The following is a 26,999-nucleotide window of genomic DNA, read 5'->3' as shown; positions in this document are numbered from 1 at the left end:
GCCCAACGGGGCTCTATCGCAGTGCAATATAGTCCTCTGTGCAGCGCACCAGAACTTCGTGTCCGGCATGCCAGCCCTGCGCGGAGCGCACGGTAAAGGCATGGTTGATATTTAGGCAGCAAACGAGCGACGCCGGGACGGGGCGGCGGGGCGCTATCGCCTCGGCCGCCGATCTCCCGCTCAGGACCGGGAAGGCATGGACACCTTGCGGCCCACCCCGTCCAGCGGCGGCAGCCCCGCATGGGCGGCGCGCATGGTGGCGATCCGCTCCAGCACGTCGTCCGGGAAGGGCGCGACGCGCCGCGTATCGAGATCCACATGGAGCGTGATCTGCTCCGACGTGGCGGACACCCAGCCCTCGGTGGCATGATGCAGCGACTGGAAGAGGTGGAGCCGCTTCTCATCATAGTCGAGTAGCCGCATGGTGACGCGGACGGGAGACTGGGGTGCGAGTTCCCGCGCGTATCGGATGTGGGATTCTCCGGTAAAGAAGGATGCGCGCCGCCCTCGGGCATAGGCCGGACCCAGCCCGAGCAGGCACAGCGCCTCGTCCAGGGCCCGGTCGAAGATGAGCGTGTAGTAGGCCACGTTGAGATGGCCGTTATAGTCGATCCAGTCGCTCTCCACCTTCATGGAGGAGGAGACGAACGGGGCAAAAAACACGGGTTCAAAGTCGATTCGGTCTAGCATGGCCGCCTCGCTTCGGTGGTTTCAGAATTTGCCGCTTGTGGAAGCACTGTGCCGTGCTAGGAGGCATCCGTCACCCCGAAAAAGGGGCGCGCGACCGAATCAAAAAAGTCACTGTCAAGTCGAAATTGCTCCTAAAACGGTTCAAACCAACTTTGCACGCCCGGCGACCGGCCCGGGCAGCGCAGACAAAGGTTAAGGATTTGTAAATGCTTGCCGCAGCCGCGAAATCCGACAGTGCAACGCCCGCTCGCATCGCTCAGGCCGTGGAACGGCTCCAGGCGCAACTGGATCACAAGGTCGTTACGGGGCGCGCCGTGCGGGAACAGCACGCCAACGTGACGACCTACCTGCCCAACGAGCCCGCAGACGCCGTTATTTTCGCTGAATGCACCGAAGATGTGCAGGCTGTGGTCCGCATCTGCGACGAGCTTTCGGTCCCTGTGATCCCGTGGGGCGCCGGCACCTCGCTGGAAGGCCATGTGAACGCCCCCTTCGGCGGCATCTGCATCGACCTTTCGCGCATGAACCGCATCCTCTCGGTAAATACCGCGGACCTCGACTGCGTGATCGAGCCCGGCGTCACCCGCAAGCGGCTGAACGAGGAGTTGCGGGACCAGGGCCTGTTCTTCCCCATCGATCCCGGTGCCGACGCCTCGCTGGGCGGCATGGTCTCCACCCGCTGCTCTGGCACCAATGCGGTGCGCTACGGCACCATGAAGGACAATGTTCTGTCCCTGAAGGTGGTGACCCCCACCGGCGAGATCCTCACCACCGCCACCCGCGCGCGCAAATCCTCCGCTGGCTATGACCTTACCCGCCTGTATGTGGGTGCGGAGGGCACGCTCGGCATCATCACCGAGATCACCCTCAAGCTCTACGGCATACCGGAAGCGGTCTCCGCCGCCGTCTGCCCCTTCCCGAGCATCGAGGCCGCCTGCAACACGGTGATCGCCACCATCCAGAGCGGCATACCGGTGGCGCGCATCGAGCTTCTGGACGAGGAGCAGGTGAAGGCCTCCAACGCCTACGCCAAGCTGGCGCTGGCCGAGACCCCCACCCTCTTCCTGGAATTCCACGGCACGGAAGCGAGCGTCCACGAGCAGGCCGATCGCTTCGGCGAGCTGGCGGCCGAATATGGCGGCGGCCCCTCGGTGTTCGCGGTGAAGCCGGAAGAGCGCACCAAGCTGTGGCAGGCGCGGCACGACGCCTATTGGTCCGTCCTGCCCATGCGGCCGGGCGCCAAGGCGGTGGCCACCGACGTGTGCGTGCCCATCTCCAGCCTCGCCGAGTGCGTGATGGAGACCAAGCGCGACATCGTGGAGATGGGCCTCATCGCCCCCATCGTCGGCCATGTGGGCGACGGCAATTTCCACACCACGCTGATGGTCAACGTGGACGACCCGGAAGATCTCGCCAAGGCCAAGCACTACATGAAGCGGCTGGTGGAGCGCGCCCTCGCCATGGGCGGTACCTCCACCGGCGAGCATGGCGTCGGCCAGGGCAAGATGAAATACATGGAAGGCGAGCACGGCGCGGCGGCCCTCGAGGCCATGCGGGCCATCAAGCGGGCGCTCGACCCCAAAAACATCATGAATCCGGGAAAAATCGTCGCGATCTGATCGCAATCCCTGCGCATAGGGTTAAGCGGCCCTTTATGATGGGGGCCTCATCGGGAGACGCGTGTGCAGGGCATTCTCATCAGCCTCGCCTCGGCGATAGTCCTCGCGATCAGCGCGGCCTTCGCCGCGCCGTTCGTGGTGGACTGGAACCAGTGGCGCGGCACGTTCGAGACCGAGATGGGCCGCACGCTGGGCCTGCCCGTGGTCATCCGCGGGCCCATCGAGGCGGAGATCCTGCCCGCGCCCCGTATCGTGCTGCGCGATGTGACCCTCGGCGACGTGGTGTCCACCGGCGGTACGGTGAAGGAGCTCACGGCAGAGCTTTCCCTCGGCGCCCTGATGCGCGGCGACATCCAGGCCACCGGCGTCACCCTGCGCAAGCCTCAGATCCGCGTGGTGCTGGACAGCGCCGGACGTGTCGCCATGCCCACCGGAGCCGGACGGGCGGCGGAACTCTCCATCGCCCGGCTGGAGGTGGAGGACGGCAGCCTCGACCTGCTGGACCGCGCCTCCGATCACCGAGTCAGCATCGACGACCTCGACCTCAAGGGCGAGGCGCGTTCCCTCGTCGGTCCGTTCCGCCTGGATGGCGAGGTGCAGGCCGGGGAGGCTCGGTTCGCGGTGCGCTCCACCCTCGGCAAGATCGGCGAGGACGGCACCGGCAAGCTGCGCATCGTGCTGGACGGGCGCACCCGTCCCTATGCCCTCGACCTTGACGGCAGCCTTAACGTCGCGGGCGCCAAGCCGCGCTTCGATGGCCGCGCCACCCTCTCCCGCCACGCCAGCGACGGCGCGGAGGCCTGGCAGCTCTCCGGCACGCTCAAGGCCAGCCCCGAGGCGGTGCTGGCGGAAAGCCTCGACCTCGCGCTGGGCGGTTCGGCCACCCCGGCGCAGATCACAGGCTCCGCGCGCCTCGCCCTCGGCCGCGCCATCGGCCTCGACGCGGTGCTGAATGCCCGCAGCCTCGACATCGACGCCGTGCGCGCCGCCACCGGCACGAAGGATGCGGATGCCGGCGGCGGTAGCCCGGCCGCCTCGCTCGCGCGCTTCCTTGGCGGCGTCGCTGCGCTGCCGGCGCCAGACATCGCCTCGCGCATCGGCCTCTCGGTGGAGCAGCTCGTGCTCGGCGGCACCATGGTGCGTGATGTGCGCGCCGACATCTCCGGCTCGGCCGCCGGCTGGCGCGTGGACAGCGCCGAAGCGCAATTGCCCGGCAAGGCCGCACTGCGGCTCTCGGGCATGCCGACCCGCGCCAATGGCGGCGGCGGCTTCGACGGCAATGTCTCCTTCTCCGCCGACGACCCGGCCGTCTTCCTGCGCTGGGCCGCGCCCACTGCGCCGCGCGACTATGTGGCCGCAGCGAAGGGGCCGGTGCGGATTTCCGGCCGCGTCACCGCCGGGCCGTCGCGCATCGCGGTGGACATGCTGGACGCCACCTTCGCCGCCAGCCGCGTGCGCGGCTCGGCTTCGGCCGCGCTGCCGGACAACGCGCCGCCCAAGCTCGACCTGCGCCTCTCGCTGGACGGCTTCGACCTCGACCCGCTGATCGCCGCCGTGCAAACCGCCTCGGCGGCCGTGGGCGGGGGCGCCGATGGGCAGGTGGTGCTCGACGGGCGCAACCTGACCCTCTCCGGCCTGCCGCTGCGCGGGCTGAACATGGAAGGCTCCGCCACCGGCGGCAACTGGCGTCTCGCCCGCATCGTGATGGACGATTTCGCCGGCCTGCGCATCGAGGGCGCGGGGCGCATGGAGAATTTCTCCACCACGCCCCGCGGCGAGTTCAACATCGCCGCTTCCGGCGCCAAGGCTGACGGGCTGGTGCCCGTGGCGCGGCTTCTGGCCGGCGAGGAGACGGCGCAGGTCATCGGCAACCTCCTGCCCATCGCCTCGCCGGTGAAGCTCAACAGCACCGTTGTCTGGGCCGAGGCCGGGGGGCGCAACGTCACCATCGCCGGCACGCTCGGACAGATCTCGGGCGACGCGTCCTTCGCCCGCACCACGGCCGGCGTGCCCTTGCGCATCGCCCTGAAGGCGGACGCGACGGACGGCGGTCGCGCGCTCGCGGTTCTCGGCGTGGACGGGCTCGGCCAAAGGCTCGGCCCGGCCCATGTGGAACTCTCCGTCGATCCGCTGACGCAGGACGAGGCGCAGGTGCGTGGCCGCATCACCCTCGCCGACCTCACGGCGCAGGCGCAGGGCACCGCCCGCCTCGCCGGCGGCAGCATCGTGCCGAACCTCTCCATGCGCGTGGACGGCGCCGACCTCGGTCGTCTGCTGCCGCAGGCCTCCGCCGCCGTGGAAGGGCCGGTGCCCACCGCCCTCGCCTTCACCCTCTCCCGCCGCGCTGGCGCATGGCGCCTCGGCGAATTGACCGGCTCGCTGGCGGCTGCGCCGGTCTCCGGCAGCGTCGAGTTCGAGCCCGGCGCGATGCCGCGCCTCTCGGGCAAGCTCGCGTTCGACACTCTCTCTGTGCCGCGCATCCTCGGCATGTTCGCCGCCCGCGCCGGGGCGGAGAGCGGGCCGGCCGGCCTGTGGACCAACGCCCGTCTCGCCGCCCCGGCGGCGGGCGGCATCGGCCTCAATCTCGAACTTTCCGCCGGCCGCATCGCCGCCCTCGGCCCCTATGCGCTGGACAAGGGCCGGCTCGTGCTGGTCAGCGACGGTACGGATTTCGACCTGCGGGACCTCTCCGGCAGCCTCGGCGGCGGTCGCGTGGCCGCCTCGCTCCGCCTGAAGCGGCAGAACGATCTCATCCAGGCGGACGGCCGCCTCGTGCTGGAGCAGGTCGATGCCGGCGCCCTGATCGGCCCCTCCGGCGCCCGCACCCCGCCGAAGGGCCGCGTGAACCTGCTGCTGGATCTCGGCGGCTCGGGCCGCAGCGTGCAGGCCATCGTGCAGAGCCTCTCCGGGCAGGGCACGCTGGGCGTGCGCGATCTCGTGATCGAGACCGCCAGCCCCGCCGCCCTCGATGCGGTGCTGGCCGAGGCCGCGCCCCTCTCCCCGCCGCCCGACGAGCGCCGCACCGCGCAGATGCTGGACCGGGCGCTCGCCAAGGGGCCGCTCAAGCTCGCCTTCGTGGAATCGACGCTGGGTGTGGTGAATGGCGTCGCCCGCCTCTCCCCCGCCCGTACCACGGCGGACAATGTGCGCGTGGGCCTCTCCGGAAGCCTCGATCTGTCCCGCCTCGTCCTTGACGCGGGCATCGACCTTGAAGGCGCCGAAGGCGCCGGCGGTGTGCCCGGCGGCGCCATTTCCTGGCGCGGGCCTGTGGCCGGCCCGGAGCGGCGGGTGAGCGCGGCGGCCGCTACCAGCGTCATCGCCATGCGCGCCATCGAGCGCGAAACCCGTCGCCTGGAAGAGCGCCAGCGCGGCGGCGCGCCTGCCCCCGAGCCGGCGACGGCGCCTGCGTCCCCCGCGCCCGTCGCGCCGGTGTCGGTCTCGCCTGCGCCGGTCGTTCCGGCTCCGGCACCCGCTGCGGTACAGCCGGCGAACCCGCCCGCCGCTCCCGCTGCCGTGCCCGCCCCCCGTCCGGCCGTGACCGCGCCTGCACCGGCACCCGCGCCGGCCCCGGCGCCTGCGCCCGTTCCCGCACCCGTGGCGACTGCGCCCACCGCTCCGGTGGCGACGCCCGCACCAGCCCCGCAGCCCGCACCCGTGCCGGTGCCGCGCGCGGTGGATCGCAATCAGGAGATCGAGCGGCGCGACGTGCCGGCCGGCTTCGGCGTGCCCACCGCCTCCGGTACCGCCGGCACCGCCACCCCGGGCGACGCGCAATCCCGCCAGACCCATCAGGCGGCGCCGGCCCGCACCGAGCCTGAGCGCCAGCAGGAGAGCCGTGCGACGCCCGAGCCATCGTCCGAGCCCCGGCGCCAGCCCGTGGTGCGCCAGACGCCTCAATCCGCCGCGCAGCCCCCGGCGCCGCGCCGCACCGACCGGGCGGAGCCGCCGCCCCCGCCGCGCTTCAGCGTGCCGGCACCCACCGATGGCCAGTTGCCGCCCACCTCGGGCTTCGGCGACCTGCCGCGTCCGCCGGGTCTCGTGGGCGCGCGGTGACGAGCGGGCCGCTCAGGCCCGTTCGAGCGTCACATAGGTAAAGGCGGCTTCGTCCTTCTCGCCCCGAATCGGCCCCTCGCGTCCGGTCTCGCGCCATTGGCTGCGGTCGAAGGCGGGAAAAAGCACGTCGCCTTCCGGTGCGGCATCCACCTCCGTGAGGTGCAGCCAGCGGGCGATGGGGAGCGTCTCGCGAAACAGCCGTTCACCGCCGATCACCATGACGGCGTCCGCGCCCATGGCGTCCGCAGCATCGTCCGCCAGCGCGAGCCCTTCCCCGAGCGATCCGCCCTTCAGCACGCCCTCGGGCGGCCAGAAGGTCGGATCGGCGCTGACCACAACCGAGGTGCGCCCCGGCAGCGGCTTGCCGATGGACTCGAAGGTCCGCCGCCCCATCAGGATCGGCTTGCCCCAGGTGATGGCGCGAAACCGTTTCAAGTCCGAGGGCAGGCGCCACGGCAGCCCGCCGCCGACGCCGATGACGCCGTTCCGCGACACCGCAACCACGAGCGCGAGGGGATGGCGGGTCGCGCTCATGCGGCATGCTCCAATTGTGCGAGGGCGGTCTCGGCCGCCGCGATCCCGGAGATGTGCGCGCCGTGGCAGGTGGAGAAAGCCGGGCCGCCGAGCGCCTCCCCTGCGAAGACGATGCGGGGGTCAAACGTCTCGTGAAGCTTCGCGCGCAGATGGGCCCGGCCCGGCAGCGCGCAGGAATAGGCGCCGCCGATGAAGGGCATTCCTGACCAATCGGTGGTCAGGTGCCGCACCACATGGCGCCGCACGTCCGCGCCGAAGGTGGCGGCCAGGATGCCGAGGGCGAAGTCGGCCAGCGCGTCCGGCCCCTCGCCTGCCATCGCCTGCGCCTCCGGCCCCGCCACATGCACGAGCGCCGCGGACGCACCGCCCGGACGCAACATCACCGAGGCGCCTGCCCGCTCGGGTCGGGCGAGGTCCACCGCATCAAAACCGCTACGCTCCGGCACGCCGAAAATATCCCGCTCGAACAGCAGCGCCACTTTTTCGGCAAAGCCCAGCGGCAAAGCGGCGAACGCCTCCGCGAGATCAGGCGGCAAGGCGGGATCGAAGGCGAGCCGGCCGGAGGCGATCACCGCCGTGGACACCGTGACCACCACCGCCCGGCAGGCGATGGTACCCCGATCCGTCTCGATGGCGAGGCGCCGGCCCCTGCGATCGATGCGGCGGACGGGACAGCCGAGCGTCACCTTCAGGTCGCCGGCCACCGCCAGCACCAGTGCGCCATAGCCGTCAAGCACTGGCCAATTGTCGTCGGTGTCGCGATAGAGCGCGAAGTCCACGGCCGAGATGTCCGCCGGCCCGGCGGCCGACATCAGCTCCAGCCAGTGCCGCGCGAGGACGCCGTAGCGGCCCGGTCCCTGCGCGCGCATGACTTCGGCGGCGGAAATGTCCCGGCCTGCCTGGCCGGCGGCATAGATGGCGTCGAAAACGGCATCCACCTCCGCATCGGCGGCATCCTTCTCGGCGTCCGTGGAAAAGCGATCACCGAGGAAAAGCCGCCGCCGCACCGGGACACCGCGTCCGACGCGAAAGCCATGCGTCTCCGCGAGGGCGGTGAAGGGATTGTCCCGCGCGTCGTGCAGCCAGTGGCAGCCGAGATCGAAGGGCACGCCGAGGGTGGTTGTGTCGGTGGCAGCCCGGCCACCCGCGACCGGCGCGGCCTCGATGATCTCGAAGGGAATGCCCGCCGCCCTCAGCCGCGCCCCGGCGGCAAGGCCGGCGGCACCGGCCCCGATCACCACCACGTCGGTCTGTGAGGACACTGGCGGGGTCCGGCCGGCTACTTCTTGTTGCGGAAAACGTCGAGCTGCACCACCTGCGCGCCGGCGGCGGGCTTGTCCTCACCCTCGGCGGCAGCGGTCGCGCTGGACAGGGCCGGCTCGGAGGCGGCGCCGGGCGCAGGCTTGAGCGGGGACGGCGCGTTGGAGGCAGGGCCGTTTGCCGAGACGGGCGTCTCCATCGGGGCGTCGTCCGTCTCTTCCCCATCCGCATCGGCGGTGAGGGTCTCGAACTGGAGGCCAAACTTCACCGCAGGGTCGAAGAAGCCCTTGAGGGCGGTGAAGGGCACCAGCAACCGCTCGGGAATGCCGCCGAAGGAGAGGCCGACCTCGAACGAGGTCTCGGTGACGATCAGATCCCAGAACTGGTGCTGGAGAACGATGGTCATCTCCTCAGGATACTTCTCGAGCATCCGCTGGGACAACCGCACGCCGGGGGCACGGGTGTCGAAGGAGATGAAGAAATGGTGGTCTCCCGGCAGGCCGGTCTTGGCCACGTCGGTGAGCACGCGGCGCACCACGGAGCGCAGGGCCTCCTGCGCGAGAAGATCGTAGCGGATGTGATCGACCGTCATGTGCCCGCTCAAGTCCCCTCCGGCCTGATGACGAACCAGGCTCCGGAGACCTTCCGGGCGGCACCGCGAAACCGGTGGCGCCACGGCCGAAAGGACGAGCGAGGGAGCACGCTTCCCTCCTTCGGCCGGTCGGGAGGGAAGTGGAGGCTTCTGTTGCCAGGTGCCTCCGAACCCCGCCTATCCAGTGCTACCCGGTAGGACTTTGATTTCGATCGTCAAACCGCTCACGCGGCCTGAGCAACCGGAGCATAGTTGTCATTCGCAACTATAGGTTTAGCCCGATAACGGCGGTACAATGCCGAGCGAAAGAATGCTCTTTACACCCTCGTCGATCCTATTTCGCCCCCGCCGGAGCCCGCCTCCCACGCAGGGAAAACGGGCTTTGGTGGAGGCGCCGGGTACCGCCCCCGGGTCCGAAAGGCTTATTCCAACACCGATTTATCGCCATAGCCGACTTGCGCCGGCCCGATGAATATAGGCGGCGCCGCCGGCCGATGAAAGGGGCGTGGGGCAGAATGTGCGCGCCTGTCCCCGGTTCCGGCGCAGCACGCCCTTCGCCTCACCCCTTCGCGCAGTGGCAGCCTTCCAGATGATCGTCCACGAGGCCGCACGCCTGCATGGCGGCATAGACGATGGTCGGGCCGACGAACTTGAAGCCCGCCGCCTTGAGCCGCTTGGAGAGCGCTTTTGATTCGGCGGTCTCGGCCGGGATGTCGGCGATGCGGCGGGGGCGGTTCACCTTCGTCTCGCCGTCCACCGCGTCCCACATGAAATCGGTGAAGGCGATGCCTTTGTCCCGAAGCTCCAGATAGGCGCGGGCGGAGAGGACCGCGCCCTCCACCTTGGCCCGGTTGCGCACGATGCCGGCATCCTGCATCAGCGCCTCCACCTTGGCGGCGTCGTAGCGCGCCATCACCTCAGGCTCGAAGCCGTCGAAGGCGCGGCGGAAATTCTCGCGCTTCCTGAGGATGGTGATCCACGAGAGGCCGGCCTGAAAGCCGTCCAGCAGCAGCTTCTCGAACAGGGCGCGGCTGTCGCGCTCGGGCACGCCCCATTCGGTGTCGTGATAGGCCATGTAGAAGGGATCGGTGCCGCACCAGAAGCAGCGGGCGTGGCCGTCCCCGTGCGCGATCAGGGGCTCGCGCACGGGCTTCGGTGCGACCTCGTCCATTCTCTCGGGCTCCTTATGATTTGAACTTGGCGTCCAGCGCGCTGACCTTCTTTTCCCAGTCCAGCGGGAAGGTCGCCCATTCGGGCTTGCGCAGTTCCACCTCCACCGCGCCCGCCTTCAGCGGCACGCCCTCGGCGCGGGCATCGGTGGCGCGGTCGAGGCGAACGGTGGCGATGCCCCGCCCCTCGGTAACGGAGGTGAGCTGGCCCACGCTCTTGTCGCCGGCCACGATCTCCTGCCCCACCGCCAGCGGGGTGGGGAAGATCACCTCCACCAGCCGGTTGCGCGGGGTGGAGCGGTGCTCCATGCGGCTCACCACCTCCTGCCCCACATAGCAGCCCTTCCTGAAATCCACGCCGCCGAGCTGATCCATGTCGGCCTCGTGGGGGAAGGTGTCGCCATAGGTGAAATCGGCGCCGCCCTTGGGGATGCCGAGGGCGATGCGGTGCGCCTCATAGGCGGCAAGGTCGCTCGAAAGCCCGTCCGCCGCAGCCTTGTCCAGCACCAGCCGCTGGCCGAGGCCAGGATAGCGCGGATCGGTGAAGAGCCGGCCTTCCGGCAGGGCGCCGTGATCGCCGAACACGGCGGCAACCGCGAGGTCGGCCGCCACCGCAAACGTCACCTTGGCACGAAGACGATGGAAGATCAGCCGCTTGAGGAGATCCTCCGCCCGGTCAACGGGAGCGTCGAACAGGAAGCTCTCCTCCGCGAGGCCATAGAACAGGAAGTCGGAGATGATCTTGCCCTGCGGAGTCAGCAGGCCGCCATAGCGGGCGTCTCCCGGCGCCATGGTCTTCACGTTGCAGGTGACGACGGAGTGCAGCAGCTTCACCGCATCGGGGCCATCGGCACGAATGAGGGTACGATCGGTCAAATGAATGAGCGGCATGGGGGCCGTCCTTGTCAGCAAAATAAAAAACAGATTTAAGGCCGCGAGCCTGTCCCCTTCAAGAGCGAGCCTGTCCCATGCCCGTGACTTTCGATCTGCTGCTCAAGGGCGGCGCGGTCGCGACCCCCGCCGGCATTGCCGTTGCGGACATCGGCGTCACGGGCGGGCGCATCCGCGCCATCGGCGACCTCTCCGCCGCGAGCGCGGGCGAGGTGGTGGACGCCACCGGCCTCCACATCCTGCCCGGCGTCATCGACACGCAGGTGCATTTCCGCGAGCCGGGGCTGGAGCAGAAGGAAGATCTGGAGACCGGCTCCCGCGCTGCCGTCATGGGCGGCGTGACCGGCGTGTTCGAGATGCCGAACACCATTCCGCAGACCACCAATCCCGCCGCGCTGGAAGACAAGATCGCGCGCGGGACCAACCGCATGCATTGCGACTTCGCCTTCTACGTGGGCGGCACCCATGACAATGTGAAGGACCTGCCGGAGCTGGAGCGCCTGCCCGGCGCCGCCGGTGTCAAAGTGTTCATCGGCTCGTCCACCGGCTCGCTGCTGGTGCCGGACGACGATGGCGTGCGCAACATCCTGAAGGTCATCCGCCGCCGCGCCGCCTTCCATTGCGAGGATGAGCCGCGCCTGCAGGAGCGCAAGGGCCTGCGCGTGCCCGGCGATGCCTCTTCCCATCCCGTCTGGCGCGACGAGATCGCGGCCCTCACCGCCACCCGGCGCCTCGTCAACCTTGCCCGCGAGACCGGCGCGCGGGTGCATGTGCTGCACGTGACCTCGGCCGAGGAGATGGATTTCCTCGCCGATGCGCGCGACGTGGCCTCAGTGGAGGTGACGCCCCATCACCTCACCATGGCCGCGCCTGAGTGCTACGAGCGGCTCGGCACGCTGGCCCAGATGAACCCGCCGGTGCGCGGCGAGCGCCACCGCGACGGGCTGTGGGCGGCCATCGCCAACGGCGTCGTCGACGTGCTCGGCTCCGACCATGCGCCGCATACGCTGGAGGAAAAGAGCAAGCCCTATCCGGAAAGCCCCTCCGGCATGACCGGCGTGCAGACGCTGGTGCCGCTAATGCTCGATCACGTGGCTGCCGGCCGCCTGACGCTGGAGCGCTTCATCGACCTCACCAGCGCCGGCCCGGCGCGCCTCTTCGGCATCGCCCGCAAGGGGCGGATCGTGGTGGGCTACGACGCCGACTTCACGGTGGTGGACCTGAAGCGCCGCGCCACCATCACCAATGGCTGGATCGCGTCGCGCGCGCAGTGGACGCCTTATGACGGCAAGGAGGTCACCGGCTGGCCCGTCGGCACCTTCGTGCGCGGCCGCAAGGTGATGTGGGAAGGCGAGCTGACGGGACCGTCCAGCGGCCAGCCCATCGGCTTCCTGGAGACGCTTCAGCCGCAAGAATGAGGCGGGACGGCTCCGGCCTAAGCCCGCTCATCATGGTGTGTCATCGCCCGGCTTGTCCGGGCGATCCACCCATCCATCGGCGCGATGTCCGTAACCCCCACCCGACCCACCCGTGGATCGCCCGGACAAGCCGGGCGATGACGGTCGTTGGCAACTGACGCCGCCCCTTACCCCTGCGGCGGCAACTCCCGCACGCGGGTGAGCACGGCCTCGGGGCTGGCATAGGCTTCCTGAAGATCGACGCTCCAGTAGCGCAGTTCGTCGAGCGGGATGGTCTGCCCGGTCACGGCGCAGCGCACAAAGCTGCCGGGCCGCAGGATGCGGAATTCACCATCGAGGTAGCGCACTTCCGCCTCGCCATGAGGCTCGGGGAAGCGTTCGAATCTGTTCATCACCTGGGGAGCGTCCCAAAAACTGGTTTACGGTGAGGATAGCCCTTTGCGCCGCAACGCGAAAGGGGCGCGCCATCAGGGGTCGAACAGCGTCGGCCCCTCAACCTTCTTTGGCTTGCGGGCCGGGGTGCGCGGCGCCGCAGGAGGCAAAGGCACCGGGGGCCCCTCTCCGGCCCGCACTGCGACGCGGCCATCGGCGAATTCGAGGCTCAGCGTCGAACCCTCCGCGATATCCGCCGCCCGCCGCACGGCATGGCCGCCGCCATCGCGCACCAGCGCGAAGCCGCGACCCAGCACCTCCTTGTAAGAAAGCACCTTTAGAAGCTGAGAGAGCGAGGCGAGGCGCGCCGTGCGGCGCTCCTTCTGCACATCGAGCGCCCGGCGCATGCGCCCGTCCAGCACGTCGAGACGCTCACCTGCCCGCGCCACCCGCGTGCGCAGCGTCTCCGGCGAGAGGCGCGCCTTGGCCGCCGCCAGTTGCAGGCGATGGGCGGAGGCGTTGGCCTTGAGCGCGCGCGGCAGCCGCTCGGCGGCGAGGTCGAGCCTCTGGCGCGGCTGGGCCAGCAGGGTTTCGGCGGCGGGCAGAAGACGCGAGAGGCTGCGCAAATCAGCACGGCGGCGGTCCAGAAGGCGCAGCGGCGCGGCGAATAGGCGCGCGCCGAGGTCTTCCACCGTCAATATGAGATCGGTGCGCACCGGCACCACCATCTCCGCCGCAGCGGTCGGCGTGGGCGCGCGCACGTCGGCGGCGAAATCGATGAGGGTCACGTCGGTCTCGTGACCCACGGCCGAGACGAGGGGGATCATGCTCTCCGCCGCCGCGCGCACCACCGCCTCGTCGGAAAAGCCGAGCAGATCCTCCAGCGCGCCGCCGCCGCGCGCCACCACGATCACATCCGGCCGGGGGATCGGCCCGCCCTCGGGCAGGTCATTGAAGCCGCGGATGGCGGCAGCCACCTCGGCGGCCGAGGTCTCGCCCTGCACCCGCACCGGCCACACCAGCACCCGGCGGGGGAATCGGTCGTTGAGGCGGTGGAGGATGTCGCGGATCACCGCCCCCGTGGGCGAGGTGACGACGCCGATCACCTTCGGCAGGAACGGCAGTTCCTGCTTGCGGGCGGGATCGAACAGGCCCTCGGCGGCGAGGCGGCGCTTGCGCTCGTCCAGCATGGCCATGATGGCGCCGGCGCCAGCGAACTCGAGCGACTCGATGACGATCTGGTAGCCGGACTTTCCCGGATAGGTGGTGAGCTTGCCGGTCGCCACCACCTCCAGCCCCTCCTCGGGCTTGAGGCGCAGGCGCTGGAAGGTGCCCTTCCAGATCACCGCGTCCAGCCGCGCGCCGGCATCCTTCAGCGAAAAATAGGCGTGGCCGGAGGAATGCGGGCCGCGATAGCCGGAAATTTCGCCCCGCACCCGAACGTGGCCGTAGGCGTCCTCCACCGTCCGGCGCAGGGCAGCGGACAGCTCGGAAACGCTCCATTCGGGCGCGTTGGCCCTGACTTCGGCATCATCGGTCATGCGAATCGGAACCCGGATGGGTGGTCAGCCAGCATAACGGGAAGGTGCCCCATGCGGCGAGCGCAGAGCCCGGCCCCTTGTTTGCGCGGCCTTGAGCCGATAGGCGAGGAGAGCAGAAAACCAAGATCGCCGGAACCAAGACCGCTGGAAATTCGGGGGAGGCCGCATGAACATCCTGCTGCTCGGATCGGGAGGGCGTGAGCACGCCCTCGCCTGGAAGCTGGCGCAGAGCCCCACCATTGGCCAGTTCTACGCATTGCCCGGCAATCCGGGCATCGCCGAGTACGCGGACGTGGTGGAAGGCATCCCGCTCTCCGCCCACGACACCATCGTGAAATGGTGCCAGGAGCACACCATCGACCTGGTGGTGGTCGGCCCCGAGGCGCCGCTGGTGGCCGGCCTGGTGGATCGCCTCGCCGCTGCCGGCATCCTCGCGTTCGGTCCCACGGCGGCGGCCGCCCGGCTGGAGGGCTCCAAGCTCTTCACCAAGGAATTGTGCAAGGCCAACGGCATTCCCACCGCCGGCTTCGGCCGCTTCACCTCCACCGCCGAGGCCGCCGCCTACATCCGCTCGCAGGGCGCGCCCATCGTGGTGAAGGCGGACGGGCTGATGGCCGGCAAGGGCGTCGTCGTCGCCCTCACGGTCGAGGAAGCGGTGGATGCGGTGGAGCAGGTGTTCGCCGGCGGCGGCACCGAAGTGCTCATCGAGGAATTCATGGAGGGCGAGGAAGCGAGCCTGTTCGCCCTCGTCGACGGCGAGACCGTCGTTCTCTTCGGCAGCGCCCAGGACCACAAGCGCGCCTATGACGGCGATCTCGGCCCCAACACCGGCGGCATGGGCGCCTATTCTCCGGCCCCGGTGCTGACGGAAGAGCTTGAGCGCCGCGCGCTGGAGGAGATCCTCGTCCCCACCGCCCGCGCCATGGCCAAGGCCGGAACGCCCTATCGCGGCGTGCTCTATGCCGGGCTCATGCTCACCGCCGCCGGCCCCAAGCTGGTCGAATACAATTGCCGCTTCGGCGATCCCGAATGCCAGGTGCTGATGCCGCGCTTCGCCGGCGATCTGGCCGAGGTGCTGCACGCCACCGCCGCCGGCCGCCTCGCCGAGGTGACGCCGGCCTGGGCGCCGGTCTCAGCCATGACGGTGGTCTATGCCTCCCGCGGCTATCCAGGGCCGCACCAGATCGGCTCGCCCATCGGCGGCATCGGGGAGGCGTCTGCGCTGGAGGGCGTCACCGTGTTCCAGGCTGGCACGCGGATGAAGGGCGGACATCTCGTCTCCAACGGCGGGCGGGTGCTGAACGTGACCGCCACGGGTGCCACGCTGGCCGAGGCCCGCGAACGCGCCTATGCCGCCATCGCCCGCATCGACTGGCCGGACGGCTTTTTCCGGTCCGACATCGGCTGGCGCGCGCTCGGAAAGGCCGGCTGATGGCCGAGAAGGCGCCCCTCCCCGTCCTCGCCGACTTCCCGGTGAAGGCGCGCGATACCATCCGTTATGGCGACACCGACATGCTCGGCCACGTCAACAATGCGGTGTTCTCCACCTTTCTGGAGACAGGGCGCACCCACCTTCTGCTGACGCCGCGCCGGCTCGCCCCTCAGGGCATGGGCTTCGCGCTGGTCCGCCTCGTGCTGGACTACCGGGCGGAGATGCACTGGCCGGGAGAGGCGGAGATCGGCACGGGCGTCACATCCCTCGGCCGCTCCTCCGTGGGCATGCGGCAGGCCATCTTTCAGGATGGCCAATGCATGGCGACGGCCGAGACCGTGGTCGTGCTCTTCGATCTCACCGAACGCCGCGCTGCGCCCCTGCCCGACGATATGCGTGCCGCCCTGGAAGCGGTCCGGATGGCCTGACAGGGCCGCGCCGGTTCCCTGACAGGCCGGCCGCTCGTCGAGAACCGACTTTGCACGCCCATAAATCACATAGAAATTATGTTTTTGACGTGTATTTACATTAGATATTAAATTCGGAGAAATAGTTGAAAGTGAAATTCACGAGGTCATCATGACAGCGGTTCGCGGACAGGTCCTGCGGGACAGCCTGCTCTTCCTCACCGCCTACGGCATCATCGTCGCGGCGGTCGTCTTCGGCTGAAAGGCCTGAGGCTAAACGGCTTTGGGCCGGACGAGACCGAAACGCGCGGCGATGCGGTCGAAGGCCTCGGCGGTGGCAGGATCGATGGGAATGCCATCCCGGCGGCGCTCGTCCGCCACCTTCCATTCCCGGTCGCCCGGCGCCATCACCATATCCCCCGGCGCGGGGCGTGAATTGCGCAATGTCTGACGATAGCGCTGCATGGCGGCATCGAATTCCTCCTCGGGCAGGAAGGCGTCCGGCTTCATCGCCACCACGAAGGCGCCGACATTGCGCGGGGTGGCGACATCCGATCCGCCCATGGGCGCGAGATCGAACGACAGCCGCGCGCCCGCCAGGACGGCGCTGAATATCTCCACCATGCCGGCGAGCGCCGCCCCCTTGAAGCCGAAGGCCGCGCCCAGCGGGGCCAGCATCTCCGCCTTGTGCGGATCCGTGGTGTCGAAGCCATCGCCATCGGAGGCGACCTCCGGCGGCAGGGACTGCTCGAGGCTGCGGTAGAGCAGCACGCGGTTGTAAGGCACCGCGCTGGTCGCCATGTCGAGGAACCACGGCGCCTCGCCTTTCACCGGCACACCCATGGCGATGGGGTTGGTCCCGTGGAAGCGCTCCGCCCCGCCATGCAGGCGCACGAGGCTGTCCGAATTGCAGAAGGCAAGGCCGATGAAGCCCTTCTCCGCCGCCGCCAGCGCATAGGCGCCCGCCGCGCCGAAGTGTGAGGAGTTGCGGATGGCCACCGCGCCGATGCCGTAGAGCGCGGCATTCTCCATGGCCCGGTCCATGGCCGCGTAGGCCGCTCGCGCCCCATGACCGTGGCCGGCATCGAGCGTCGCCACCGCCGCCGCTCCTGCACGGAAGTCGAGCGCGGGCCGGCCGTTCACCCGCCCGCCCGCGATCACCGTCACATAATGATCCAGCAACCGCACGCCGTGGCTATCCACACCGAAGCGCGAGCCGTGCAGCATGGCCCGGGCCGCCGCCTCCGCGCTCGCCGCATCCGCCCCCGCTGCCCCGAGGGCTGCGGTGCAGAAGGCGAAAAGCGCGTCCTCGCGATGGCGCTCAAGGGAGGAGGCGCGGCAGGAAGCAGAGGCGGAAACCGGGGCGGACATGGGTGGATCCTCGGGACGACGTTCAGGCGGGACAATCGGTCGTTTCGCTACGTCCTTTGTATGCACCGGACGATATCGGTGCAAACGTCCTGTCGTACCCCGTTCGATCAGGCATCTGTGCCGCCGGCAGGCCAGATGTAACCCACTGGTTAACTTGGCATTTGTCCGCACATGGGGCACGTTGCCGGAAGGGCTGGCCGTGCGGCTGACAGACGGACGAGGCGCGTGAGCGGACGGGACGGGACAATCAAAGCCGCCATCGCGGCCGGGGAACAGGTATCCCCAGCCGGTCGGCGGCCGCGCCCGGTGGCCGGCATCGCCCCGCGCCTGCACGAACGCGCCTTCGACATTCTCGCCTCGCAGATCGCCTCGGGGGCGCTCGCGCCCGGGGAGCGGCTGCTCGAATCCCGCGTCGCCGAGCGCTTCGGCATCTCCCGCGCACCGGCCCGGCAGGCGTTGGCGCGGCTCGAGCGGGTGGGGCTCGTCAGCCGCAGTGACGGCCACGGCTTTGAGGTGCTGCCCCTGGCGGGTCCCCCGCCCGTCGTGTCGGCGAAGACCATAAGCGACGGAGCGACGATCCAGCTCGCGCCCGAATCAACCTGGCAGCGCATCTATGCGGACGTGGAGCAGGAGGTGGTCTCGCGCACCGCGCTCGGTGCCTTCCGCGTGGTGGAGAACCACCTCGCCGCCTATTACGGCGTGAGCCGCACGGTCGCCCGCGAGGTGCTCTCGCGTCTCAACGAACGCGGTGTCGTGCGCAAGGACACGCGGCTTCACTGGTATGCCCCGGCACTGACGCCCGCCTATGTGGCGGAGCTGTTCGAGATGCGCGCCATCCTGGAGCCTGGGGCATTGCGCCTCGCCTTTCCGCGCCTCGCCCCCGGGCAGGTGGCGACGCTGAGGGCCAATCTGCGCGATGCCGCCGCCCACCCCGATACGGTGGACGGCGCCCGCCTTGGCATATTGGAAACCGAGCTGCACGTCGGCCTGCTCGGCCGCTGCGGCAATGCCACGCTGATGGAGGCGCTGGCCACCTGCCAGACGCTGCTGGTGGCTCTCACCTTCCTTTATGCGCGCGCGCCCCAGCCGCACGGCCGCGAGCCCTTCATCGCCGAGCATCTCGACGTGGCCGAGCGCCTCGCGGCGGCGGATATAGAGGGCGCCGCGGATGCGCTACGCAATCACCTGCGCGGGTCTTTCGGCCGGGCGGTGGAGCGGCTCGACCGGGTGCGGCGGGAATTCTGTCCCGGCCCGCTGCCTTATCTTTCGCCGCTCTGAGGCTCGCAATTCGGCGTGATAGGTCTTCCGATCGCGCCAAAACGGAACATTTCTTGATCAGGACGGGTGGCGAAGCGCGCGAACCCGGTTAAGATTGCATTATTCGCCGGCGCATCGGTTGCTCCCTTCCTCTCGGAAATTTGTGGCAATCGGGATGTTCGGCGTGGTGGTGGAGGATCAGATGTTGTCCCTCGTTGCCGGTTCCGCAGTTGTTCTCGCTGGCCTTGCAGCGGTTGCGCTCGCGCAGCTCGCCGCCAAGCAGAGGCAGCTGGTTCCGGTACGCGTGCGCGCTCGCCGCACCCATCGCTGAGGCGCGACCTCTTTACCGTGACCCCAGTCACCGGGCTTGATCCCGCAGACTCCACAATCGAGATCCGCGTCGAGCGGGTCCCGCAGCTCTTCAATATGCTGGACCCGTTCCCCTTCCGGGAACGCGACCTCGACGCGGAGGCGGAAGCCTTCATCGTGGAGTGGGCGCGCGAGCTGCCACGCGGCGCGCCGATCTCCATCGTGGTCCATCTGACGCCCGATGAGGCGCTGACCAGCGAGGCGGCGGGCCTTCCCGATGCCATCCGCGGCTATTTCACACTGAGGGCGCGGGCGCTCTCGGCGGAGTTGTCGGAGCTGTTCCGGGTTGGCCGCGTCTCGCTCGCCATCGGCATCCTGGTATTGGCGCTGTGCCTTGGCATCGCCGGCCTCATCGCCGAGCCGCGGCTGGAAAACCTCGCCAGCCTCGCCGCCGAGGGCCTGCTGATCCTCGGCTGGGTGGCGCTGTGGCGACCCATGGAAATCTTCCTCTACGACTGGTGGCCCCTCGCCGGGCAGCGCCGGCTCTACCAACGCCTCGCGGCCGCAACCATCAGCGTGCGCGCGGACGCCTGAGGGCGCGAAACGGAACCGGTTGGGCGGCCGGCGATTTCCTCTGGGATACCCACGCCCGAGGAGGACCGCCCATGGCGCCCGACCCGACCCCCGACGACAATCTCGTCACACTCAGCATCTCGCCCGAGACCGTCTGCTACATCATCGTCAAAGCTCGCGCCCGCGATGCGAAGGATGCGGTGACGGATCCAGATCCCGGCTCGGATGGGCCGGACGACGGCATGCTGGAGGTGCTTGAGGACCACCCGGACGATCCGGTGGACCAGGAACTCGCCGGCGCCATCGCCGCGCTCAACGAGGACCAGCAGATCGATCTCGTCACCCTCGCCTGGCTGGGGCGCGGCGACGAGGACATTTCCACCTGGAATGCCCTGCGCGCCGAAGCGGCCGCCAGCCGCGACGTCTCGGCCGCGCGCTACCTGATGGGCATGCCGCTGATGGGCGACTATCTGGAAGAGGGCCTCACCCGCCTCGGCTATTCCTGCGCCAACGTGGAGTTCGGCCGGCTCTGACGCCGGCCGGCGGGAGAGGCACGCGATCAGGCGGCGGCGAGCGCGTTTCGGGCGTGTCCCCGGATGCGCTCCACCATGGACCGCAGCCCATTGGAGCGCTGCGGCGTGAGATGCCCCTCGAGACCGATCTGGCGGAACACGCCCAGAATATCGGTCTCCATGATCTCCTTGGGCGTGCGCCCGGAGACCAGGGTGAGCAGCACCGCCACGAGGCCGCGCACGATATGCGCGTCGGAATCGCCCTCGAACTCCAGCAGAGGGCCGGCGGGGGTCTGCTTCACATGGGAGATGAGCCACACTTGGCTGGCGCAGCCCTGCACCTTGTTGGTGTCGTTGCGCTCGGCCTCGGGGAACGGCGGCAGCTTCTTGCCAAGCTCGATCACATGCCGGTAGCGGTCTTCCCAATTGTCGAGAAATTCAAAATCCGCGATCAGATCATCAGCAATCATGAGGCCAATTCCTCGTCACCCGTGACGGCCGGCAAAAATCGGGGCCGCCTGTCCTTGCGCTGCAGCATAGCACAGCCGGCAAGCAATGCCCGCCAAATCCACAGCCTGAAGATGGCACCGGATCCGCGGAGCGCAAGCGCGCGGGGGAAATGGGGTGGGGCGAGACGTCAGGCCGGGCGACGGGGCGGCAGCGGCGGGGGCTGCGTGGGGGTCATGGTCTGGGGCGGCTGGCCGGAAACGGGCTGGAAGCCATGCGGCACCACGAGCTTGGCGGCATCGCCCCCACCCCACAGCGGCAGAAGATCCTGCGGCGTGAGATCGAGCGCGCTGCCCTTCTCCGCCGGGTCCTTGCCCGGCAGGGCCGGCGCGGCTCCGGAAACGGGCTGGGGCGGCACGCCGTCCTGGCGGCCGAGAGATTCGTACACCCAGCGTGCTCCCACCTGCGCCTTCTCCACGAGATGGCCGGCCATCTGGCCGCCCACCGCGCAGGCCTGCGGCTGGCGATCACAGAAGCCCCGCATGTCCGCCACGAGCGCCTGGGCGGCGCCGAAGGCGTCGAACACGCTCACGTCCCGCCCGTCGGAGCCCTTGAGGCCGAACGGAAGGAGCAGCAGCACGAGGCCGATCCAGAAGGCGAGGCGGAACAGGAAGAACATCGCTCCCTCTTGCAGAATGGGCGAACCCCAAACAGCGGCGAAGCTGAATTCGCGCCCTTGGACATTACCACTCCCGCACCCCTCCGTGCGCCGCCGGCGGGGCGACATGCCCCGACTTTTCAAGACATCGTTAACGCTGATGGCGGTGGATCGGCGCCGGCTTAGCGTTCGCTTAAAGCCCGCCGTGGCAAGGTTTTGCGAAACGCGATGGCGGGGCGTCGATCCGCGACCGCGAACAACGGCACTTGACAGGGGGCGACGTGGCTCACGTCTTCGGCGATGCAGCGGCCGGTGCGCGGCCCATCCCGGCCCGCGACGGCGGCGACCGGGAGGCGTTGCCGCGCCTTGCCGGGCTGGGCCGCCTCACCGGCGCCGTGCTGAGCGGCCTCGGTATCCTCGGCCTCGGCTCGGGCGGACTGGTGCTGCTCGCGGAAGCCTCCGGCCTCGCCACCGGCGGCCTCCTCAACGCCACCCCTCTCCTCGCTAGCGGCTTCGTCTGCGCCGCCCTCGCGGCGGTGGCCGGCGGCCTCGCCCGCGCCGCCACCAAGGCCAGCGCCGCGCCGCCCTCGGACATGCTGCTCGTCACCTGCCACGGCCCGCGCGGCGAGGTGGTGCGGGTCGAGCGGCAGGGCGGCCCCTTCACCGCCACGGCGGCCGCCGCGCTGGAGGGCATGGCCCTGTTCGAGCGGGTTCTTGTGGCCGACCGTCCCGCGTTCCTCTCCGCCGTCGAAGCCGCCTCGCGCGGGCGGCCGGCGACGCTGGAGCTGCGCCTGCGCTGCGACGCGGTCGGCGACGGCGCGCCCGCCTTCCTCACCGCCGAGGCGCGCTGCCGCGCCATGCGGGGCGGTGTCGTGCGCGTCTCCTGGCGGGCGCCCTGGCAGCAGGCCCAGACCGAGCAGATGAAGGCGGAGCGCCAGAAGGCCGACGCCGCCGCCCGCGCCCGCGCCGAGGCGGAGGCCGCCAACGCCGCCAAGAGCCGCTTCCTCGCCGCCATGAGCCACGAGCTGCGCACACCGCTCAACGCCATCCTCGGCTTTTCCGAACTGCTGGCGACACAGACCGGCGCCCCCCTCGACGATGCGCGCAAGGCCGACTACGCCCGCATCATCCATGAGAGCGGCCAGCACCTGCTCGGTCTCGTCAACGACATCCTCGACCTGTCGCGGGTGGAGGCGGGCGCCTATGTGCTGGAGCGCGAAGCGGTGGACGTGGGCGCCCTCGTCGCCGGCTGCGCCGAGATGGTGGCGCTCGATGCCGAGCGCACCGGGGTGAGCGTGAAGAGCAAGCTGCCCGCGCGCCTGCCCCTGCTCGATGCCGACAAGCGCGCGCTGCGCCAGATCTTGCTCAACCTGCTCTCCAACGCGGTGAAATTCACCCCGGCCGGTGGGCGGGTGCAGGTGGGCGTGCGCGTGCAGGGCGACGAACTCATCATCCGCGTGCGCGACACCGGTCCCGGCATGCGCCCGGAGGACGTGGCGCGGCTCGGCGAGCCCTTCTTCCAGGCGGGCGACTGCATCCAGCGCGCGCGCGGCTCGGGACTGGGCATTGCCGTGGTGAAGGGCCTCGTGAAGCTGCACGACGGGGACGTGCGGGTGGAAAGCGCGCTCGGCCGGGGCACCAGCGTGTCGGTGAGCCTGCCGATCTCCGGCGCCGTCGAGACCCGCGAGCCGGGACAGGGAATCAACATCGCGCCGTTTCCGGCGCGCATGGACGACACACGTTCAAAGAGGTCGGCATGAAGCTGGAAACCGCCACCGCAAGCGCAGCGCCGCCGGAACTCGCCGAGGCGGCGGAGGCAGACGAGGCCGCGCGGCAGGCGCGCCGGCTGCGCCGCCTCGACGTGGTGGCCGCGCTGGTGGCGCTCGCGGGAAGCGGCGCCTTTCTTGCCAACGCGCTCATCCTGCAGACACCCCGCCCCGGCGCGCCCCTGCCCATGGCGCGCCCGGCCGGGGCCGGCAAGATCAACCACACCACCGTTCCCTTGACCTCCACCGGCACCGGGACGGCCACGACCTCCGCGCCGGCGACCGGCGGAGCCACCACCGGCTCGCTGGGCTACCTCTCCATCCGCACGTCGGTGACGGGCACGGCCGCCCCGCTGGTGCCGGCGACGGGCGCGCGCACCGCCAACGCGCGCAGCGAGGCGCCGCCGAACCGCCCGCCGGCCGGCCTCGTCTCGGCCGGCGACATCACCGGCGCGGTGCGCCCGCCGGCGGACGTGGGCGCCTCCCCGCGCATCCTCTCCGTGCAGAAGGCGCTGGCGAAGCTCGGCTACGGTCCCCTCAAGGTGGACGGGCGGCCGGGCGGTGAGACGCGCGCCGCCATCGTGCGTTTCCAGCGCGATCGCGGCATTGCCGCGGACGGCGAGATCACCGACAAGCTGGTGCGCGAGCTGGGCGCGGTCTCCGGCATGGCCTTGAACTGATGGCGCGCGGCTGAATGCGTCTCAAGAGCGCAATCTTCGTCTCCGCCCTCATCCGCCGCTGCCAGGTGGAGGGCGCCTTCGCGGCCCTGGTGCGCAAGGGGGCCGAGGAGGCCGGCGCCGTCTTCGTGAAGGTGGCCCGCCTCGACGGCACCGCCGCCCTCTATGGCCCGGCGCCACAGACTGCCTTCGACGAGTCTTTTCCGGCCGACCGCAAATTCTCCACGCTGGTCGCACCCGGCAGCCCCGAGGCGGACGCCGACGCGCGCATCGCCCGGGAGGCGAAGTTCGACCCGGACATCTTCGTTCTGGAGATCGAGGACCGCCAGGGGCGGCACTTCCTGGACCTGGTGGAGTAGGATCGGGAGAGCGGGCATCAGGCCTCCCCTCTCCCCGGTTAACGTCCGGTTCACCAAACGTTAAGCTTCACGCAACCATAACGACCACAGTGACGTTGTGATCACGGCTCTCGACGGAGGTTCAGGGGCATGAACACGGTCATTGCGTTTCCCGATGCAGCGCGCCAGCCGGCGCGGCGCACATCCCGACCGGACCGCGGCGGCAGCCGGCCGGAAGGGGCGGAGATCGTCATTCTTCCCGTCGTGCGCATTGAGCGCCATGTCTCGGCGCTGCCGGGGCCGACGCCCGAAGGCGAGGCCCTGTTCCGGCCGCGCCGCAGCTACTAGGCGCCTGAACCAGCGTCTCAGTTCGAGGGTGTGCAGGTCGCCGCCTCAAGCTGGCGCCGCACGATTTCCCGCATGCCGCGCTCGCGCACGAAGGCGCGCACCGCGACCACCCCCTCCCGCGTTGGGGATTCGATCACCAGCCGGTCGGCGGCGGTGATTTCCTCGTCCTCCGGCAGCGCCGCCTTCTGCTTGGTGGTCATGAGATCGAGCTCGATCACCTTGCCGGCCGCCTGATCGCTCAGCGCGTAGAAGGCGAGCGCCTCCGAGGTGTAGAAGGACACCGAGGTGTAATCCGCCGTCGCCGGCACGCGCACCTTCAGCGGCGACTGCGACAGATCATACAGGCAGATGGCGGAGATGAAGGCGGGGTCCGTCATCGGCAAGGTCTGCTCCTGCGGCGTCGGGTCCGGCAGCAGCGTCAGGACATTCGAATCCATCAGCTCGGAGAGCCGCGCATAGGCGTTGCGCTCGGCCAGTGCCGGCATGGCGAGGATGGAAACGATGTGCGCGATGGCGCCCAGCACCACCGAAAAGGCGATGAACAGCAGTAGCTGCCCCGGCGTGCCGAGGCGCGGCCGCACGAAGCGGGGCCGCGCGATATGCGGTTTCGGCAGGCGCGAGAAGAGCTTGCGCCAGAGCCGGCCCAGCAGCCGCCCGCCGCGCGCCGCGACCTCGGAGGCTTCCCCGCGCAGGTCGTCGATGGTTGTCACAGGCAGGCCTCCCGCGTGATGCGGGGCAGCACGGCGGCATCGGCGCCCGAGGTGAAGGAGAAGGGCGCGTCATAAAGCCGGAGCGCCACCTTCAGCCGGGGCCGCGCGCCTGTGGGCAGCCAGTTGCCGGTCCGCGCCCGGGGCGACAGGCGCACATCGATGGCGCCGTTGTCGCGATAGACCACCTCGGCGCTGGTGAAGCCGAAGCGCCCTGCGTCGTTGGCAATGAGATTGCCGTCCTGGTCGGTGACGGTGAGCGTCCACAGCCGGGCCTGCGGCAGCACGCCGACGATCCGCGTCTCGCACCGCCCGTCCAGCGGGTTTCCCGCATCATCCGTCGAGGCGAGAAAGAGAAGCCCGTCCGCCAGCTCCAGCGGAAGCTCGCCTGAGCGGGCGACGGAGGCGCGGGCATAGGGATCGGCCTTGGAGGTGCCGGATCTCGGCCAGCCTTCCCAGGCGCCCACGCGCACATTGTCCAGCCCCCGCGAGTGGGTCACGGAAAACCAGGTGACGCCCAGCCCGAGGATGGTGGCGATCAGGAGGGTGAAGGCAAGCGGCAGGAGGCGCACGGGAGGTCCGAAGCTGTCGGCTCCTATCTAGCCCACAAAGCCGGCGCGGGCAAAAGCCGGTGCCGGGATGGCCCTGCCGGGCTCACTTGCCCTCGAAGCGCGGCGGCGTCTTCTGCACGAAGGCCTTCACGCCGGCGGCGAAATCCTCGGTGCGGGCGCTGGCGATGAAGGCGTCGCGCTCGGCATTGAGCTGCTCGGAGAGGCTGTGGCCGAAGGACGAGCGCAAGAGGTGCTTGATGCGGCCATAGGCCAGCGTCGGCCCCTCGGCGAGGCGCTTCGCCAGCCTGTCCGTCTCGGCTGCGAGTTCGGCGACAGGCACCACCCTGTTCACGAGGCCGAGCCGCAGCGCCTCGTCCGCCTCCACGGTATCGGAGAGGAGCGCGATCTCCATGGCCTTGCGCAGCCCCACCACGCGCGGCAGGGAAAAGGTGGAGGAGCCGTCCGGCGAGGTGCCGATGCGGGTGTAGGCCAGCGTCATCTTCATGTCGTCGGCGGCGATGGCGAGGTCTGCCGCCAGCGCCACCGAGACCCCCGCCCCTGCCACCGCGCCATGCAGGCTGGCGATCACCGGCGCCGGCATGGCGGCAAGGGCAAGGATGGCATGGTGAAAGGGTTCGATGATGGCGCTCACCACCTTGGGCGCATCCGGCCCCGCCGCGTGGAACCGCGCCACGTCGCCGCCGGCGAGGAAGGCCCGCCCCTCCCCCGATAGCACCACGACGCGCACGGTCTCGTCCCGACTCACCTTGTCCACCGCCGCTGCGAGCGCCAGCACGGATGCCTCGTCCAGCGCATTCAACACGTGCGGACGGTTGAACCGGATGCGGGCGATCCCGTCCGCGATGTCGAGGCGGACGGGGCTGTTCTCGGGGCTCATGGACGTTCCTCGCGCGATTCTTGACCGGCCGCCGGGACCGCAGCCATGCCGCCAAGCTGCCAAAGGGATCCTCACGCGGCAAGCGGGGCGGACGACGCTACCTTTTAAGTCTACTAATTCAGTCGATTTTACAATGTCGTGTGTGGGTTATTTCCCTATTGCGCATCAAAACGCGGTAATTTAGATTAAGACAAAAGTTTTCTGGATAATTAGCGCTCTCCCGCTGTGAGTTGGGAATAGGGGCGCACGGAGCTCCGCCATGACCTCGCCTTTGCAGCGCAAGCTGAAGATCGCCGGCCCCACCGTCGTCACCGCCAACCGTCTCGCCGACGGAGCTGTGGTGTGGCTGAGCGCCACGGGCGGATGGACGGACCACATCGGCGCGGCAGCCGTCGGCGCCACCAGCGAGGAGGTGCTGCGCCTGCTCGACATCGCCCATGGCGACGAGAACACAGCCGTCGGCGCCTATCCCGCCCCGGTCCGGCTGGGTGCGGATGGTTCCATCGAGCCCGCAAACCTGCGCGAGCGCATCCGCGCGGGCGGCCCCACCGTCGCGCTGCCGGCCGGCGCCTCCGTCGCCGCCTGAGGCCAGCCACCGGCTGCCTCCGC

General features: G+C 69.7%; 27 protein-coding genes and 1 other RNA gene. 13 read left to right on the top strand and 15 right to left on the bottom strand.

Annotation, left to right across the window (positions count from 1 at the left end):
* Nucleotides 1-180: 180 nt before the first annotated feature.
* Nucleotides 181-690, bottom strand: coding sequence for a thioesterase family protein (locus V5F63_RS05705; RefSeq protein ID WP_209488039.1), 510 nt, complete (start codon nucleotides 688-690; stop codon nucleotides 181-183).
* A gap of 206 nt (nucleotides 691-896) precedes the next feature.
* Between V5F63_RS05705 and V5F63_RS05700 the strand changes: the two genes are divergently transcribed.
* The gene (locus tag V5F63_RS05700; protein WP_209488038.1) at nucleotides 897-2,309 is read left to right on the top strand and encodes an FAD-binding oxidoreductase; all 1,413 of its coding nucleotides are present in this window, start codon (nucleotides 897-899) and stop codon (nucleotides 2,307-2,309) included.
* Nucleotides 2,310-2,372: 63 nt separating this feature from the next.
* Entirely contained in the window at nucleotides 2,373-6,362 is a 3,990-nt protein-coding gene (locus V5F63_RS05695) for an AsmA family protein (RefSeq protein ID WP_394102509.1), read from the top strand.
* A 12-nt stretch (nucleotides 6,363-6,374) separates the two neighbouring features.
* Here V5F63_RS05695 and V5F63_RS05690 read toward each other — a convergent pair whose 3' ends face one another.
* From V5F63_RS05690 to ygfZ, 6 genes are all read right to left on the bottom strand, one after another.
* A complete protein-coding gene (locus V5F63_RS05690) occupies nucleotides 6,375-6,896 on the bottom strand; it encodes a dihydrofolate reductase (protein ID WP_394102508.1) in 522 nt (173 codons plus the stop codon).
* Nucleotides 6,893-8,158: a flavin monoamine oxidase family protein gene (locus V5F63_RS05685; protein ID WP_394102507.1), complete on the bottom strand. Its 1,266-nt coding sequence runs from the start codon at nucleotides 8,156-8,158 to the stop codon at nucleotides 6,893-6,895. Before V5F63_RS05685 ends, V5F63_RS05690 begins: the two co-directional genes overlap by 4 nt.
* Nucleotides 8,159-8,175: 17 nt before the next feature.
* Entirely contained in the window at nucleotides 8,176-8,748 is a 573-nt protein-coding gene (locus tag V5F63_RS05680) for an SspB family protein (RefSeq protein ID WP_209488034.1), read from the bottom strand.
* 139 nt (nucleotides 8,749-8,887) lie between these two features.
* Nucleotides 8,888-9,252, bottom strand: a transfer-messenger RNA (tmRNA) gene (gene ssrA / locus V5F63_RS05675).
* Between the two features lie 55 nt (nucleotides 9,253-9,307).
* Nucleotides 9,308-9,919 (bottom strand): DNA-3-methyladenine glycosylase I, encoded by a 612-nt coding sequence (locus V5F63_RS05670; RefSeq protein ID WP_209488033.1) that lies wholly within the window; start codon nucleotides 9,917-9,919, stop codon nucleotides 9,308-9,310.
* Nucleotides 9,920-9,932: 13 nt separating this feature from the next.
* Nucleotides 9,933-10,808, bottom strand: a complete 876-nt coding sequence (gene ygfZ / locus V5F63_RS05665) for a CAF17-like 4Fe-4S cluster assembly/insertion protein YgfZ (RefSeq protein WP_394102506.1) — start codon at nucleotides 10,806-10,808, stop codon at nucleotides 9,933-9,935.
* A 77-nt stretch (nucleotides 10,809-10,885) separates the two neighbouring features.
* Here ygfZ and V5F63_RS05660 point away from each other — a divergent pair, with 77 nt between their 5' ends.
* Nucleotides 10,886-12,226, top strand: coding sequence for a dihydroorotase (locus tag V5F63_RS05660; RefSeq protein WP_394102505.1), 1,341 nt, complete (start codon nucleotides 10,886-10,888; stop codon nucleotides 12,224-12,226).
* A gap of 167 nt (nucleotides 12,227-12,393) precedes the next feature.
* Here the strand turns inward: V5F63_RS05660 and V5F63_RS05655 are convergent, their stop codons facing one another.
* Together V5F63_RS05655 and xseA are read right to left on the bottom strand one after the other, a co-directional pair.
* Nucleotides 12,394-12,618 (bottom strand): DUF2093 domain-containing protein, encoded by a 225-nt coding sequence (locus tag V5F63_RS05655; protein WP_209488030.1) that lies wholly within the window; start codon nucleotides 12,616-12,618, stop codon nucleotides 12,394-12,396.
* A gap of 75 nt (nucleotides 12,619-12,693) precedes the next feature.
* Entirely contained in the window at nucleotides 12,694-14,139 is a 1,446-nt protein-coding gene (xseA, locus tag V5F63_RS05650; RefSeq protein WP_394102504.1) for an exodeoxyribonuclease VII large subunit, read from the bottom strand.
* Nucleotides 14,140-14,305: 166 nt separating this feature from the next.
* On the opposite strand from xseA, the gene purD reads away from it, so the two are divergent.
* Nucleotides 14,306-15,571: a phosphoribosylamine--glycine ligase gene (gene purD, locus V5F63_RS05645; RefSeq protein WP_394029910.1), complete on the top strand. Its 1,266-nt coding sequence runs from the start codon at nucleotides 14,306-14,308 to the stop codon at nucleotides 15,569-15,571.
* On the top strand, nucleotides 15,571-15,999 hold the full coding sequence (locus tag V5F63_RS05640) for an acyl-CoA thioesterase (RefSeq protein WP_209488027.1): 429 nt from the start codon (nucleotides 15,571-15,573) through the stop codon (nucleotides 15,997-15,999). Before purD ends, V5F63_RS05640 begins: the two co-directional genes overlap by 1 nt.
* 252 nt (nucleotides 16,000-16,251) lie before the next feature.
* Here V5F63_RS05640 and V5F63_RS05635 read toward each other — a convergent pair whose 3' ends face one another.
* Nucleotides 16,252-17,349 carry an Ldh family oxidoreductase gene (locus tag V5F63_RS05635; RefSeq protein ID WP_394102503.1) on the bottom strand — a complete coding sequence of 366 codons (1,098 nt, stop codon included), beginning with the start codon at nucleotides 17,347-17,349 and terminating at the stop codon, nucleotides 16,252-16,254.
* A gap of 225 nt (nucleotides 17,350-17,574) precedes the next feature.
* On the opposite strand from V5F63_RS05635, the gene V5F63_RS05630 reads away from it, so the two are divergent.
* The 3 genes from V5F63_RS05630 (at nucleotide 17,575) to V5F63_RS05620 (ending at nucleotide 20,021) form a co-directional block, all read left to right on the top strand.
* On the top strand, nucleotides 17,575-18,627 hold the full coding sequence (locus V5F63_RS05630; protein WP_394102502.1) for a GntR family transcriptional regulator: 1,053 nt from the start codon (nucleotides 17,575-17,577) through the stop codon (nucleotides 18,625-18,627).
* 327 nt (nucleotides 18,628-18,954) lie between these two features.
* Nucleotides 18,955-19,509, top strand: coding sequence for a hypothetical protein (locus V5F63_RS05625; protein WP_209488024.1), 555 nt, complete (start codon nucleotides 18,955-18,957; stop codon nucleotides 19,507-19,509).
* A gap of 71 nt (nucleotides 19,510-19,580) precedes the next feature.
* Complete coding sequence (locus V5F63_RS05620) at nucleotides 19,581-20,021, top strand: DUF3775 domain-containing protein (RefSeq protein ID WP_394102501.1); 441 nt, start codon at nucleotides 19,581-19,583, stop codon at nucleotides 20,019-20,021.
* Between the two features lie 26 nt (nucleotides 20,022-20,047).
* Here V5F63_RS05620 and V5F63_RS05615 read toward each other — a convergent pair whose 3' ends face one another.
* Both V5F63_RS05615 and V5F63_RS05610 read right to left on the bottom strand, forming a co-directional pair.
* The gene (locus V5F63_RS05615) at nucleotides 20,048-20,470 is read right to left on the bottom strand and encodes a SufE family protein (RefSeq protein ID WP_209488022.1); all 423 of its coding nucleotides are present in this window, start codon (nucleotides 20,468-20,470) and stop codon (nucleotides 20,048-20,050) included.
* Nucleotides 20,471-20,637: 167 nt separating this feature from the next.
* Entirely contained in the window at nucleotides 20,638-21,126 is a 489-nt protein-coding gene (locus tag V5F63_RS05610) for a DUF5330 domain-containing protein (protein ID WP_394029914.1), read from the bottom strand.
* 260 nt (nucleotides 21,127-21,386) lie between these two features.
* On the opposite strand from V5F63_RS05610, the gene V5F63_RS05605 reads away from it, so the two are divergent.
* From V5F63_RS05605 to V5F63_RS05590, 4 genes are all read left to right on the top strand, one after another.
* The gene (locus tag V5F63_RS05605) at nucleotides 21,387-22,865 is read left to right on the top strand and encodes a sensor histidine kinase (protein WP_394102500.1); all 1,479 of its coding nucleotides are present in this window, start codon (nucleotides 21,387-21,389) and stop codon (nucleotides 22,863-22,865) included.
* Nucleotides 22,862-23,551, top strand: coding sequence for a peptidoglycan-binding domain-containing protein (locus V5F63_RS05600; protein ID WP_394102499.1), 690 nt, complete (start codon nucleotides 22,862-22,864; stop codon nucleotides 23,549-23,551). The genes V5F63_RS05605 and V5F63_RS05600 overlap by 4 nt, the downstream gene beginning before the upstream one ends.
* Before the next feature lie 14 nt (nucleotides 23,552-23,565).
* On the top strand, nucleotides 23,566-23,907 hold the full coding sequence (locus tag V5F63_RS05595) for a DUF1491 family protein (RefSeq protein WP_394029917.1): 342 nt from the start codon (nucleotides 23,566-23,568) through the stop codon (nucleotides 23,905-23,907).
* A gap of 129 nt (nucleotides 23,908-24,036) precedes the next feature.
* On the top strand, nucleotides 24,037-24,234 hold the full coding sequence (locus V5F63_RS05590; RefSeq protein WP_394102498.1) for a hypothetical protein: 198 nt from the start codon (nucleotides 24,037-24,039) through the stop codon (nucleotides 24,232-24,234).
* Nucleotides 24,235-24,251: 17 nt separating this feature from the next.
* Here the strand turns inward: V5F63_RS05590 and V5F63_RS05585 are convergent, their stop codons facing one another.
* The 3 genes from V5F63_RS05585 to V5F63_RS05575 form a co-directional block, all read right to left on the bottom strand.
* Entirely contained in the window at nucleotides 24,252-24,944 is a 693-nt protein-coding gene (locus V5F63_RS05585; RefSeq protein WP_348634324.1) for a DUF1254 domain-containing protein, read from the bottom strand.
* Nucleotides 24,941-25,513 carry a DUF1214 domain-containing protein gene (locus V5F63_RS05580; protein WP_209488016.1) on the bottom strand — a complete coding sequence of 191 codons (573 nt, stop codon included), beginning with the start codon at nucleotides 25,511-25,513 and terminating at the stop codon, nucleotides 24,941-24,943. Before V5F63_RS05580 ends, V5F63_RS05585 begins: the two co-directional genes overlap by 4 nt.
* 82 nt (nucleotides 25,514-25,595) lie before the next feature.
* On the bottom strand, nucleotides 25,596-26,390 hold the full coding sequence (locus tag V5F63_RS05575; RefSeq protein WP_209488015.1) for an enoyl-CoA hydratase/isomerase family protein: 795 nt from the start codon (nucleotides 26,388-26,390) through the stop codon (nucleotides 25,596-25,598).
* Between the two features lie 259 nt (nucleotides 26,391-26,649).
* Between V5F63_RS05575 and V5F63_RS05570 the strand changes: the two genes are divergently transcribed.
* Complete coding sequence (locus V5F63_RS05570) at nucleotides 26,650-26,976, top strand: DUF2849 domain-containing protein (protein ID WP_394102497.1); 327 nt, start codon at nucleotides 26,650-26,652, stop codon at nucleotides 26,974-26,976.
* The last annotated feature ends 23 nt before the right edge of the window (nucleotides 26,977-26,999 follow it).

The sequence above is a fragment of the Xanthobacter wiegelii genome (assembly GCF_043193855.2).
Taxonomy (GTDB): Bacteria; Pseudomonadota; Alphaproteobacteria; order Rhizobiales; family Xanthobacteraceae; genus Xanthobacter; species Xanthobacter flavus_A.
Note: the sequence above shows the minus strand (reverse complement) of the source record. Positions and strands in the feature narration are given on the sequence as shown.